The 12,847-nt window shown below is 37.9% G+C and carries 10 protein-coding genes; 4 read left to right on the top strand and 6 right to left on the bottom strand.

Features of this window, described 5'->3' with window-relative positions; all coding sequences use genetic code 11:
• Window positions 1-153: 153 nt before the first annotated feature.
• Window positions 154-690 (bottom strand): isopentenyl-diphosphate Delta-isomerase, encoded by a 537-nt coding sequence (gene idi / locus JEP40_RS17165; protein ID WP_198624541.1) that lies wholly within the window; start codon window positions 688-690, stop codon window positions 154-156.
• Between the two features lie 133 nt (window positions 691-823).
• Window positions 824-1,468: an epoxyqueuosine reductase QueH gene (locus tag JEP40_RS17160; protein WP_198624540.1), complete on the bottom strand. Its 645-nt coding sequence runs from the start codon at window positions 1,466-1,468 to the stop codon at window positions 824-826.
• 252 nt (window positions 1,469-1,720) lie between these two features.
• On the opposite strand from JEP40_RS17160, the gene JEP40_RS17155 reads away from it, so the two are divergent.
• On the top strand, window positions 1,721-2,824 hold the full coding sequence (locus JEP40_RS17155; protein WP_198624539.1) for a glycerol dehydrogenase: 1,104 nt from the start codon (window positions 1,721-1,723) through the stop codon (window positions 2,822-2,824).
• Window positions 2,825-2,880: 56 nt separating this feature from the next.
• On the opposite strand, the gene metA is transcribed toward JEP40_RS17155, so the two are convergent.
• Window positions 2,881-3,810 (bottom strand): homoserine O-acetyltransferase MetA, encoded by a 930-nt coding sequence (gene metA / locus JEP40_RS17150; protein ID WP_198624543.1) that lies wholly within the window; start codon window positions 3,808-3,810, stop codon window positions 2,881-2,883.
• Between the two features lie 341 nt (window positions 3,811-4,151).
• On the opposite strand from metA, the gene aceB reads away from it, so the two are divergent.
• From aceB to aceK, 3 genes are all read left to right on the top strand, one after another.
• The gene (gene aceB, locus JEP40_RS17145; protein ID WP_198624538.1) at window positions 4,152-5,744 is read left to right on the top strand and encodes a malate synthase A; all 1,593 of its coding nucleotides are present in this window, start codon (window positions 4,152-4,154) and stop codon (window positions 5,742-5,744) included.
• A gap of 69 nt (window positions 5,745-5,813) precedes the next feature.
• Window positions 5,814-7,121 (top strand): isocitrate lyase, encoded by a 1,308-nt coding sequence (aceA, locus tag JEP40_RS17140; protein WP_198624537.1) that lies wholly within the window; start codon window positions 5,814-5,816, stop codon window positions 7,119-7,121.
• Window positions 7,122-7,197: 76 nt separating this feature from the next.
• The gene (gene aceK / locus JEP40_RS17135) at window positions 7,198-8,919 is read left to right on the top strand and encodes a bifunctional isocitrate dehydrogenase kinase/phosphatase (protein ID WP_198624536.1); all 1,722 of its coding nucleotides are present in this window, start codon (window positions 7,198-7,200) and stop codon (window positions 8,917-8,919) included.
• Between the two features lie 74 nt (window positions 8,920-8,993).
• Here the strand turns inward: aceK and JEP40_RS17130 are convergent, their stop codons facing one another.
• The 3 genes from JEP40_RS17130 to iclR form a co-directional block, all read right to left on the bottom strand.
• Window positions 8,994-9,635 carry a bifunctional 4-hydroxy-2-oxoglutarate aldolase/2-dehydro-3-deoxy-phosphogluconate aldolase gene (locus JEP40_RS17130; RefSeq protein WP_198624542.1) on the bottom strand — a complete coding sequence of 214 codons (642 nt, stop codon included), beginning with the start codon at window positions 9,633-9,635 and terminating at the stop codon, window positions 8,994-8,996.
• A gap of 79 nt (window positions 9,636-9,714) precedes the next feature.
• Window positions 9,715-11,571 carry a phosphogluconate dehydratase gene (gene edd, locus JEP40_RS17125; protein ID WP_198624535.1) on the bottom strand — a complete coding sequence of 619 codons (1,857 nt, stop codon included), beginning with the start codon at window positions 11,569-11,571 and terminating at the stop codon, window positions 9,715-9,717.
• A 305-nt stretch (window positions 11,572-11,876) separates the two neighbouring features.
• Window positions 11,877-12,713, bottom strand: coding sequence for a glyoxylate bypass operon transcriptional repressor IclR (gene iclR, locus JEP40_RS17120; protein WP_036934598.1), 837 nt, complete (start codon window positions 12,711-12,713; stop codon window positions 11,877-11,879).
• Window positions 12,714-12,847: the final 134 nt, after the last annotated feature.

Genomic DNA, 12,847 nt, shown 5'->3' with positions numbered 1-12,847 from the left:
AAAAGCCAACCCAATGGGTTGGCTTTTTTGCGTTTAGGTGTTTTTATAACTTATATGTTAGTCGCTAATTCATTGAATTTAATAGTGGCTATATAGAACAAAGATTAAAAATATATTTCGCTTATTTTATTTAGATCGTTAATAAGATAATTGCTAAATAATGCCTTGGCTCCAACGAGAAAATTGTTCAATTCCCATTCTATTTAATATATAACGAAACCAAACACTGTAATTTTGTGCATTCTCCTCAATATCTTGATAAAGAGAATCAAGAGCGATCCAACGATAACTCATCACTTCATCGGGATTGCTATGCGGTAATTCATCACTAAATCCCAGAAATAAATGATCAAATTCATGCTCTATCAGATCATCTGTCACTTTTTCGTTATACAGAATGGTTCCAATAGATTGCATATCACATTTCATACCTAATTCTTCATCTAAACGACGATGAATAGCATCTGACAGTAATTCATTTGGAAGTGGGTGACTACAACATGTATTTGCCCATAAACCACCAGAATGATATTTAGATATTGCGCGTTGCTGAATAAGTAAGTGCTGATTTGAATTAAAAATAAATAATGAAAAGGCTCTATGTAAGGCGCCTACAATATGAGCTTCAAGCTTTGGCATTGTTCCTAGCTCATTATCATTTTTATCTACGAGAATGACAGCGTCTTCCACAAGAAATCACCTTAATAAAATAATATATTGTTATAGCGTGAATATAACATGCCTGTATATCAAATAACGATTTATTGTGTTGTTCTTTTTATGGCATCACGTTTGTGATGCCTAGAAGAAAAGGAAAATAGATCTAAGCAGTATAATATTGAACACCAATCTTAATAAGTTCTCGACCTTGTGATTTACGATGTTTATTTGTATCTCTTAACGAATAAACACATCCACAATATTCTTGTTGATAGAATTGTTCTCGCTTACTTATTTCTATCATTCTGGCTGAGCCACCTTTTTTACGCCAATTATAATCCCAATAAACTATATTTGGGTAAGGCGCTACGGCTCTTTCTCCGCAACCATTTATCTGTTTCATATCTTTCCATCGCGAGATCCCAAGTGAACTTGAAATAACAGAAAAACCATTTTCAGCGGCATAAAGAGCTGTCCTTTCAAAACGCATATCAAAACACATAGTGCATCGGATACCTCGTTCAGGCTCTTTTTCCATTCCCTTAGCTCTTTCAAACCAATTGTCAGTATCGTAATCGGCATCTATAAAAGGAATATTATGTTTCTTAGCAAAGCGGATATTTTCCTCTTTGCGAATTAAATACTCTTTTTGAGGATGAATATTGGGATTATAAAAAAAGATTGTATATTCAATGCCTGAAGCTTGTAATGCTTCCATGACTTCACCAGAACAAGGGGCACAACAAGAATGTAATAAGAGTTTATTGGCATTTGCAGGTAATGTCAGCTTTTCTCGTATAAGTGTCATTGATGATCCTAAACTACGTTATTTTAGTTATAAAACAATGCTTATATTATAGATATAAATACGTAATTAATCTGCTATTTTGAAATTATTTAAAAATAACTATTTGTTTTATATGAATTTAAATAATGCAATATCAATATGTAAGGTAATATCTATCAGAGAGTTTACTAGATTCATATTCTGATGAGAGGTAAGATGAAATACTAATTCTGCTATTGTTTATAGCAAAATCTAAAATAAAGGAATTTAGTTATGTCGTCTATATTACCTCGTTCTGTAACCTCCCCAAAAAAATTCTTTATTGGTAGCCAACTTATTGCTTCCGTTGGTAAATACGTTAAAGATTTTGGTGATAATGCTTTTATTATTAGTGATGAATTTTTCTTAGAAAAAGTAACTAAAGAAGCGCTTCCTTCTCTTAAAGAAAATAAGATTGGAGCGATTGTTGAAAAATTTAATTACGAATGTACTGAAGCTGAAGTTAATCGCCTTGGTCAAATTGCGGTTGAGAATAAAGCGAACGTTATTATTGGTATTGGGGGTGGCAAGACATTAGACGTGTCTAAAGCGGTTGCTTATTATCAACATATTCCTGTTATTTTATTCCCTACAATTGCCTCTACTGACGCACCTTGTACTGCACTTTCTGTGTTATATAAAGAAAATGGTGAGTTTGATAAATATTTATTTTTACCACAAAACCCTGATGTTGTGATTGCTGACACTGCAATTATTGCCTCTGCACCACAACGCTTTTTCTCAGCGGGTGTAGGTGATGCCCTCGCGACTTACTTTGAAGCACGTGCTTGCTATCAAGCAGACGGTTTAAACTTAGTCAATCAACGTCCATCACGTACAGGCCTTGGTTTAGCGCAATTATGCTTTGAAATGTTAAGTGAAAACATTGATAAAGCAATGGATGCTATCCGTCATAAAATAACCACTCCAGCATTAGAACAAACTATTGAAGCAACGATTTATCTTAGTGGTGTTGGTGCCGAAGCCGGCGGTTTAGCAGCTGCTCATGCAGTCAACAATGGTATGTCTGCGGTTGAGTCTTTACATCGGGTTCAACATGGTGAAAAAGTTGTCTTTGGTTTATTAACACAATTAGTGTTAGAAAATGCACCACAAGAAGAAATTGATGAAGTGATCCGTATTATTAAAGCAGCAGAATTACCACTGACTCTTGAAGATATGGGTATGAAAGAATTCATTGAAAGCGAATGGCGTACTGTGGCGAAAATTGCCTGTGCTGAAGGTGATACCATGGGTAATATGCCAATGAAAGTCACTGAAGACGATGTTTATAATGCAATGATCGCTGCTAATGCATTGGCTCATCGCTATAAATAATTTTTAGCTTGGCAAATGATTATCTTAAAACCCCAAATTGATCTTGGGGTTTTTCTTTAATCTAATGTTGGATTCATTTGAGCGAGATCGAACGGTGTTATCTGATAAACATAGTAATTCAGCCAGTTTGCAAATAATAAATGCCCATGACTACGCCAAGAAGCGATAGGTTTTTTACTCGGATCATTATTAGGAAAATAGTTTTCTGGTAATTGAGGATCTAGCCCTGCTTTAACATCACGATGATATTCATCTGCGAGTGTATTAGGATCGTATTCTGGGTGCCCAGTTGCAAAGACGACTCTTTTATCTTTTGATGCAAATAAATAAGCGCCTGCTTCTTCTGAAGTTGCAAGGATCTCTAAATCAGTATTATGTTGAATAAAATCGATAGGAAATCCTGCATAACGAGAATGAGGTGCAAAAAAAGTTTCATCAAATCCGCGAGTTAACAATGAAAGAGGTGAGCAAGTGCTATGACGGTATACCCCTGAAATTTTTTGTTCTAGCGTATATTTTGGTAATCCATATAAAATATTTAGCCCAGCTTGAGCTGCCCAGCAAATAAAAAGTGTTGAAGTGACGTGTTCTTTAGCCCATGTAATAACTTCCTTTATTTCATCCCAATAAGCCACATCTTCAAATTCGACTAACCCTAGTGGTGCCCCTGTAACAATAAGACCATCAAAATTTTGTTCTTTAATTTGGTCAAAATCGCAATAGAAAGTATCGAGATGCTCTACAGGGGTATTTTTAGGTATACGAGAATCAATACGTAATAATTGAATATCAATTTGCAGAGGGCTATTAGAAAGTAACCGCAGAAATTGGTTTTCTGTTTCTATTTTCTTTGGCATTAAATTAAGGATAAGTACTTTTAAAGGGCGAATATCTTGAATACTCGCTCTACTGGATGTCATGACAAAGACATTCTCTTTTTGTAAACAACCCACTGCGGGTAGCTCATCGGGTACTCTAATTGGCATTTCAATAACCTCTAAAAAACATCTAGACATCTAGAAGCCTAAATTTAGCGAATAACCTTTTGAATGTCGAGGCCTTCATGTTGTGTATGAAGAATATTCATATAAGAAAAAGCTATATAGGTAAAATCATCAAGCATGAATATTCCTTTTTTCCTTTCGTTAGCGAGCTCTTCAAGATCCCTCGAATTATTTTTTGAAATTTTCAGTTTTGTACAATAAAAAAACACTATTGTAATCACATTGTTAAAAATTAATTAAATAAAAATGGAATTCATTTTTGATTTTTGTGAAAACTGCATTAGTCTTAATCAGGTGTGTAAACGATTTTAGGGGAATGTAGAATGTCACAATCGTTAATAACAGAAGAATTAAATTTTACGCAATCTTTTGGTGAATATGAAAAAGAGGTAATAAATCATGATGTTAAATTATTTTTAACTGATTTGGTTAATCATTTTTCAGAGAGAAGGAATATCTTATTAGCAGAAAGGGAACAGTGGAAAAATAAAGTTGATAATGGAATGCTCCCTGATTTTATTTCGGAATCATATTCCATTATAAATTCAGAATGGAAAATCAATTCAATACCTAAAGATCTACAAGACCGTCGTGTTGAAATAACGGGGCCTGTTGATCGCAAAATGGTTATCAATGCATTAAATGCCAATGTAAAAGTCTTTATGGCGGACTTTGAAGACTCCTTAGCACCTACATGGGATAAAGTGATTGATGGGCAAGTCAATTTGCGCGATGCCGTCAAAGGTACCATTTCTTATACCAATGAGCAGGGTAAATGCTATCAACTCAAAGCGTCACCTGCCGTATTGATTGCAAGAGTTAGAGGATTACATCTTCCTGAAAAACATGTGTTATGGCAGGGAGAGCCTATTTCTGGGGGATTATTTGATTTTGCATTGTATTTTTATCATAACCACAAGGCGCTGTTAGAAAAAGGAAGTGGGCCATATTTCTACATTCCTAAATTGCAAACATGGCAAGAGGCCAAATGGTGGAGCGATGTTTTTCACTTCACAGAAAAACGCTTTGGTTTAGCAACAGGTACGATTAAAGCCACTGTATTGATTGAAACCTTACCGGCTGTTTTTCAAATGGAAGAAATTCTCTTTCATATGAAAGAACATATTGTCGGGCTTAACTGTGGTCGTTGGGATTATATTTTTAGCTATATCAAAACATTAAAAAATTACCCTGACCGTGTATTACCAGATAGACAAGGCATCACAATGACTCAGCCTTTCTTGAGTGCTTATTCTCGTTTACTTGTTCAAACTTGCCATAAGCGTGGTGCTTTTGCGATGGGAGGAATGTCGGCATTTATTCCAAGTCGAGATCCGGAGCAAAACGGCGTTATTTTGAAAAAAGTATTTGATGATAAAGAGCTTGAAGCAACAAATGGACATGATGGTACTTGGATTGCCCATCCTGGGCTTGCTGAAACCGTATTAGCGGCTTTTGATGCTGTGTTGGGCTCTCGTTCAAATCAACTAGATGTACAACGTAATGAAAGAATAACGGCAGAAATGTTATTAGCACCTTGCGCGGGCGAAAGAACTGAAAAAGGGATGAGAGCTAATATTCGTGTTGCTGTGCAATATATTGAAGCATGGATTTCTGGTAATGGTTGCGTGCCTATCTATGGATTAATGGAAGATGCTGCAACGGCAGAAATATCTCGTACTTCTATTTGGCAATGGATCCGTCACCAAAAAACGCTGTCTGATGGGCAAATTGTGACTAAAAATCTCTTTCGTAACATGTTGAAAGAAGAGCTTGAAGTGATACGCCAAGAAGTCGGTGATACACGTTTTGAAGAGGGACGTTTTAAAGAAGCAGCCTCTTTGATGGATAACATTACAACCCAAGATGAATTAGTCGATTTTCTGACTTTACCAGGTTATCAACTTTTAAATTAAAAAAGATACGTCAAAACGTATTTATAAACTGCAAACATCATCACTACCGTATTTATAGGAGCTGTTTTTATGACTATTAGTAGATCAGAGCAAATTGCCCAATTAGAGAAAGAGTGGGAACAACCTCGCTGGAATGGTATTACTCGTCCTTATAGCGCTGAAGATGTCATTAAATTAAGAGGTTCGGTTAACCCAGAACATACCTTAGCACGACGTGGCGCTCAAAGGCTTTGGTCATCATTAAATGGAAAATCGAAAAAGGGCTATGTGAATGCATTAGGGGCTTTAACTGGCGGGCAAGCTTTGCAACAGGCAAAAGCAGGGTTAGAAGCGGTTTATCTTTCAGGCTGGCAAGTTGCTGCTGATGCTAATACTGCGGCAAGTATGTATCCTGATCAGTCTTTATACCCGGTTGATTCGGTACCTAATGTTGTTCAGCGTATTAATAATACCTTTAGACGAGCAGATCAAATCCAGTGGTCTAATGGTATTGGTCCTCAACATAAAGACTATATTGATTTTTTCCTTCCTATTGTAGCTGATGCGGAAGCAGGCTTTGGTGGTGTATTAAATGCCTTTGAATTAATGAAGGCTATGATTGAAGCAGGGGCTGCGGGAGTTCACTTTGAAGATCAGTTAGCAGCTGTGAAAAAATGCGGTCATATGGGTGGGAAAGTACTTGTTCCGACTCAAGAAGCTGTACAAAAGCTGGTTGCCGCACGTTTAGCTGCTGATGTGTCTGATGTACCAACTTTGTTAGTTGCAAGAACAGATGCCGATGCCGCGGATCTCTTAACTTCAGATTGCGATCCTTATGATAGTTCGTTCTTAACAGGCGAACGTACACCTGAAGGCTTCTTCTGTACCCATGCTGGTATCGATCAAGCCATTAGTCGTGGTCTTGCTTATGCGCCTTATGCCGATTTGGTGTGGTGTGAAACATCACTCCCTGATCTGAAAATGGCCGCTAAGTTTGCAGAAGCTATTCACGATAAATATCCTGGAAAAATGCTAGCTTACAACTGTTCCCCTTCCTTTAATTGGAAAAAGAATCTTGATGATCGCACGATTGCGCATTTCCAAGATGAACTTTCCGCAATGGGATATAAATTCCAGTTTATTACTTTAGCGGGTATTCATAGCATGTGGTTCAACATGTTTGATTTGGCACATGACTACGCTAAAGGTGAAGGTATGAAGCATTACGTTGAAAAAGTACAAGAAAAAGAATTTGCTGCACTTAATCAAGGCTATACCTTCTCATCACATCAACAAGAAGTGGGAACAGGATATTTTGATAAAGTCACGACGATTATTCAAGGCGGTATGTCTTCTGTAACAGCATTAACGGGTTCAACAGAAGAGCAGCAATTCTAAAGTTTAAAAATATTATTATCTATTTTTGTGGTGATAATTCAGGAGCAGGATGCTCCTCTTTTTCGTGAGGTTGTGAATGACGCCAGAAGATTTGATTGCTCAAACAATTTTACAGGGTTTTGATGCTCAATATGGTCGTTTCCTTGAGATAACGTCAGGAGCTCAATATCGTTTTGAACAAGCAGATTGGCATGGTGCTCAACAAGCGATGAAAGAGCGTATCCGTTTATATGATAATCATGTTGGATTAGTGGTTGAACAGCTTAGATGTATTCGTCATGATATTGATAAAGAAAGTCTTTTTCTACAAAAAGTAAAAGAAAACTATACATTATTACTCCCCAATTACCCTCGATTTGAAATTGCAGAAAGCTTTTTTAATTCCGTTTATTGTCGTCTGTTTCACCATCGTGAATTGAATAAAAGAAATCTTTTTGTTTTTTCATCACAACCGGCTTATCGCTTTACACAAGCACCTCGACCGTTATCAAAGCAGTTTGTTATTCAAAGTGATTTACCGACATTACTGCAAGACATCTTATCGCGCTTACCTTTACGGTTGCCGTGGCAAAATAAGCAACGAGATATTAATTCAATCTGTAATGTGCTAAATGCCCAGTTTTCTTCTTTGCAGTTACGTAATGCGGTATTTCATATTGCAAATGAACTCTTTTATCGTAATAAAGCTGCTTGGCTAATAGGTAAAATTGTTATTGAGAATCAATATATTCCATTCTTATTACCTATTCATAATATTGAACAACAATTGTTGATTGATACTTGTCTGATAACCGCAGATGAAGCCAGCATTGTCTTTGGTTTTGCCCGTTCTTATTTTATGGTTTATGCACCATTTCCTGCGGCATTAGTTGCATGGCTAAGAGATATATTACCGGGAAAATCTATCGCTGAGCTTTATATGTCTATTGGGTGCCAAAAGCATGGTAAAACAGAATACTACCGCGAATACCTTGCTTTTATGAATTTTTCATCGGAGCAATTTATCGAAGCACCTGGAGTAAAAGGTATGGTGATGTTGGTGTTTACGCTACCGACGTATGATCGTGTTTTTAAAGTGATCAAAGATAAATTTGCACCACAAAAAACGATCACCGCCGAGCGTGTAAAAGAGTGCTATCAATTGGTTAAAGAACACGATCGTGTTGGACGAATGGCGGATACTCAAGAGTTTGAGAATTTTGTCGTCGATAAGAAAAGAATTAGTCCTGAATTAATGACGATCTTTGAACAAGAGATCCCAAATAAATTGGAAGATCTAGGCGATAAGCTACTGATCCGCCATCTTTATATGGAACGCAGAATGACGCCACTCAATATTTATATGGCGCAATGCGATGATAATCAACTCAAGACTGTCGTCGAAGATTACGGACAAGCATTAAAAGAACTTATCGCTGCGAACATCTTCCCTGGTGACATGTTATTTAAAAACTTTGGTGTGACTCGCCATCATCGTGTTATTTTCTATGATTATGATGAAATTAGTTATATGACAGATATGAATTTTCGGGCAATCCCGCCAGCCCGCTATCCTGAAGACGAATTAGCCAGTGAGCCTTGGTATAGCGTTGCGCTTAATGATGTTTTTCCTGAAGAGTTTCGTTATTTTTTATGCAGTGATAAGCAAGTTTGTCGTTATTTTGAGGCTCAACATCGTGATCTTTTATCACCAGAATATTGGCAACAACAACAACAAAGAATTAAAGAAGGGTATATTGAAGATGTTTACGCTTATTCTCAAACTAAGCGATTTACTTATCGTGATCCGTCAGTATAAAAAGGTTAAAACAAAGATAGGCATAAAGGGGATACCTATCTTTATTGGGTTAAATATATTTTTTATTGCAAAAATTAGCACTGAGCGCCAGCAACAGCTTCTTTAGCTAATTCAGTAATACGCTGGAAATCACCTGCTTTAACCGCATCATTAGGGACTAACCAAGAGCCACCAATACAAAGTACGCTTTGTAGCGCAAGATAATTACGGTAATTATCTGGTGAAATACCTCCAGTTGGACAGAAGTGAACTTTTGAGAACGGTCCTGCAATTGCTTTTAATGCTTTAACACCCCCGTTGGCTTCAGCAGGGAAAAATTTAAATTCATTTAAGCCATAACTCATACCGAGCATTAACTCAGAAACTGTTGAAATACCAGGAATTAAAGGAATGGTTCCAGCCACCGCAGCTTTGAGTAGTGCTTCTGTTAATCCTGGGCTAATAGCAAATTGAGCACCCGCTTCAGTAACCTGTGCTAATTGTTGAGGATTAATTACTGTACCTGCGCCCACAATGGCTTCAGGTACTTCTTTCGCAATACGGCGAATAGCTTCAATAGCGCAATCTGTACGTAATGTGACTTCTAAAACTTTTACGCCACCTTCAACTAATGCTTTTGCAACAGGTACAGCTTCATCAATATGATTAATAACAATAACAGGAACAACTGGCCCTGATTTTAGTACAGACTCTGCACTTGTATTCCAATGATTCATCATTAGTATTTCCTAATTAGAAAATGGTGAGCAAATGAATTAAATCTGCTCCTCGTTAGGCATTCAAAACTTGCCTACATTAAAAATCAATACAACAAGCACCTTGTTCAGCTCCGGATAAATGACGACGCAAATTCACAAACAGTTCACGGCCACAACCTATATTATTCGCACTTAAATCAGGTATCTTATCTTGGCGAGCATTGAGGGTTTGTTCATCAACAAGGAGTGTTAACTCTCCTGTTTTACCATTAACACGAATAATATCACCATCACGTACTTTGGATAATAACCCCCCATTAATGGCTTCAGGAGTGACATGAATTGCGGCAGGTACTTTACCTGATGCACCTGAAAGTCGGCCATCGGTAACTAATGCTACTTTGTAGCCTTTATCCATTAACACCCCCAATGGTGGCATTAATTTATGTAATTCTGGCATACCGTTGGCTTGTGGCCCTTGATAACGTACAACCACTACACAATCTTTATTTAGCTCACCAGCTTCAAATTTAGCAGCAATATCATGTTGGCTATTAAACACAATAGCTGGGGCTTCGATAATTTTATTTTCATCAGGTACGGCAGAAGTTTTCATTACAGCCCTACCTAAATTACCTTGCATTACTTGTGTACCACCATGTGAGGAGAATGGTGTATTGATATCAGCAATGACATCTCTATCTAAAGAGCTTGTCGTACCTTCGCGCCAATCGAGCTTACCCTCATTTAGCCAAGGTTCTAAGGTATAACGCTCAATACCAAATCCTGCAACAGTATTGACATCACGATGAATTAAGCCTTTTTTCAGAAGTTCACGAATAATCAGTGCAATACCACCTGCGGCTTGAAACTGGTTGATATCGGCAGGACCATTAGGATAAATGCGAGCAATCAGTGGCACAACTTGTGAAAGTTCAGAAAAATCATCCCAATTAATGATAATGCCAGCTGCGCGTGCCATTGCAACTAAGTGCATTGTCAGGTTAGTTGATCCCCCTGTTGTTAATAGAGCAATAATGCCGTTAACAATCACCTTCTCGTCAACTAATTGACCGATAGGGAGGTAGTTACCCGAGTTTTCAGTAAGACGTACTATTTGGCTAGCCGCAGCATCAGTCAATGCATCACGTAATGGGGTATCTGGATGGACAAAAGAAGCACCAGGTAAATGTAATCCCATCATTTCCATGACCATTTGATTAGAATTCGCTGTGCCGTAAAAAGTACAAGTGCCAATGCTATGATAAGACGCTGCTTCAGCTTCTAACAAAGCATGGCGATCCACTTTACCTTCGGCATAAAGTTGGCGAATACGAACTTTTTCTTTATTTGGCAAACCACTCGTCATTGGGCCAGCAGGAATAAAAATAGCAGGAAGATGGCCAAAAGAGAGCGCGGCCATCGCCAGTCCAGGAACAATTTTATCGCAGATCCCTAAATAGAGTGCTCCATCAAACATATTATGGGATAAACCGACAGCCGCTGACATCGCAATCACATCACGACTCAGGAGTGAGAGTTCCATACCATCTTGGCCTTGAGTTACACCATCACACATAGCAGGAACACCGCCCGCAACTTGCCCTACGGCACCAACAGCATGCAATGCCTTTTTAATTTTTTGAGGATAATTTTCATATGGCTGATGAGCTGACAACATATCGTTATAAGCTGTAATAATGGCAATATCATTATGAACCATATTTTTCAGACGATTTTTATCATCAGCCTGACAAGCTGCGAAACCATGAGCTAAATTACCGCAAGCCAGCTGAGCACGATGTACTGTTTGGCTTTTCGCAGCTTCAATTTTTTTCAGATAAGCACGACGAGTCAATTGTGAGCGAACGATAATGCGCTCTGTTACTTGTTTTACAGTCTTGTTAAGCGGAACAAAGTCGTCCTGAATTGGGTCATGGTTTTTAGGGTTCATAATGATGCTTCCTTTATTCACACTGGGTGATGAGCGTTACTATTGGCTATGAAAAGAGAGTACAAGAATTTAGCTATAGTATTTGTTACCGGTAACATTGTTGCGGGTAACAAGGTGAGTTGCAATACTCTTAGTGCGTCTTAAACAACATCTGTGATCAACATCAATTTTTTTAGGTGATAAATAACAGTTTTTTAATATTTAACGAATATAAAGCCGAAACACTGTCTTTTTAAAAAGCTGAATCGGTTTAATTAAGGAGTTTCTTCCTCATCGTTTGGTAATGAGGAAGGTAAAAGATAGGATCAGCTTTTTATGCCACCGTATTCACGGCTAATTTGTTTTGCGGCCTTGATAACCATTGCGCCTAATTCAGTGATACGTGAATCAGTCATTCTAGAAACGGGGCCTGAAAGTGAAATTGCAGCAAAAGGCTGGTGGTGTTCATCATAAATACAAGCACCAATGCAGCGTAAACCTAAAGCATGCTCTTCGTCATCAAAAGAAAAGCCTTGTTTACGGGCTTGCTCTAAATTTTCTTTTAAAGATGAAGGGAGTGTTCTGGTGTGAGGTGTATAGGCCATTAAGCCTTTCTTCTGGAGTAAAGGTAGCAATTTATTTTCTGGTAACGTCGAAAGAAACGCTTTACCGGCACCGGATGCATGCATCGGTAATTTACCACCAATAGGAGCCGACATTCTCATTAGTGCATTACATTGCACTTGATCGACAATCACGGCATCAAATTCAATTTGGTCAAGAATAGCCAGATTGACGGTTTCACCGGAATCTTCCATCAATTGACGCAAGATAGGGTGTACCATGACTAAAAGATTACGAGTTTGCAGAAAGCTACTGCCAACAATAAAGGCGTGCGTACCAACAACCCATAATCCTAAATCTCCAACTTGACGGACAAAACCATGTTGCTGAAGTGTAGTGAGTAGGCGGTGTGTTGTGGAATTAGGTAATCCGGCTTGAAAAGCAAGATCTGTTAGGGCGATACCACCCGGAGATTCGGAAATATATTCCAATAATGTCAGTCCACGACTTAACGACTGAACAGGGCCTCCTTGTGCGGTGCTTTGAGTGGCAGTTGTTTTCGTCTTACGCACTTTTTTATTTGTAGGGGAAACTGTCATGCATACACTCCAGAAATGCTATCCATATTAATATCTATTATGAACTATCTCGTGTAATAAAACTCCTCCGATCACTGCATTTTTCAAAACAAAATGTGTGATAAGAAATATTTATTAAAATTGTTTCTCACTGA

It is taken from the genome of Proteus vulgaris (genome assembly GCF_016239305.1).
Lineage (GTDB): Bacteria > Pseudomonadota > Gammaproteobacteria > Enterobacterales > Enterobacteriaceae > Proteus > Proteus vulgaris_C.
The sequence above is the reverse complement of the archived record's forward strand: the minus strand, read 5'-3'. Positions and strand labels throughout refer to the sequence as shown.

Coding starts and splice junctions, on each gene's coding strand:
- metA (WP_198624543.1), bottom strand. CDS start 3,810: ATGCCAATTAGAGTACCCGATGAGCTACCCGCAGTGGGTTGTTTACAA.
- aceA (WP_198624537.1), top strand. CDS start 5,814: ATGACTATTAGTAGATCAGAGCAAATTGCCCAATTAGAGAAAGAGTGG.
- iclR (WP_036934598.1), bottom strand. CDS start 12,713: ATGACAGTTTCCCCTACAAATAAAAAAGTGCGTAAGACGAAAACAACT.
- aceB (WP_198624538.1), top strand. CDS start 4,152: ATGTCACAATCGTTAATAACAGAAGAATTAAATTTTACGCAATCTTTT.
- JEP40_RS17130 (WP_198624542.1), bottom strand. CDS start 9,635: ATGAATCATTGGAATACAAGTGCAGAGTCTGTACTAAAATCAGGGCCA.
- JEP40_RS17155 (WP_198624539.1), top strand. CDS start 1,721: ATGTCGTCTATATTACCTCGTTCTGTAACCTCCCCAAAAAAATTCTTT.
- JEP40_RS17160 (WP_198624540.1), bottom strand. CDS start 1,468: ATGACACTTATACGAGAAAAGCTGACATTACCTGCAAATGCCAATAAA.
- aceK (WP_198624536.1), top strand. CDS start 7,198: ATGACGCCAGAAGATTTGATTGCTCAAACAATTTTACAGGGTTTTGAT.
- edd (WP_198624535.1), bottom strand. CDS start 11,571: ATGAACCCTAAAAACCATGACCCAATTCAGGACGACTTTGTTCCGCTT.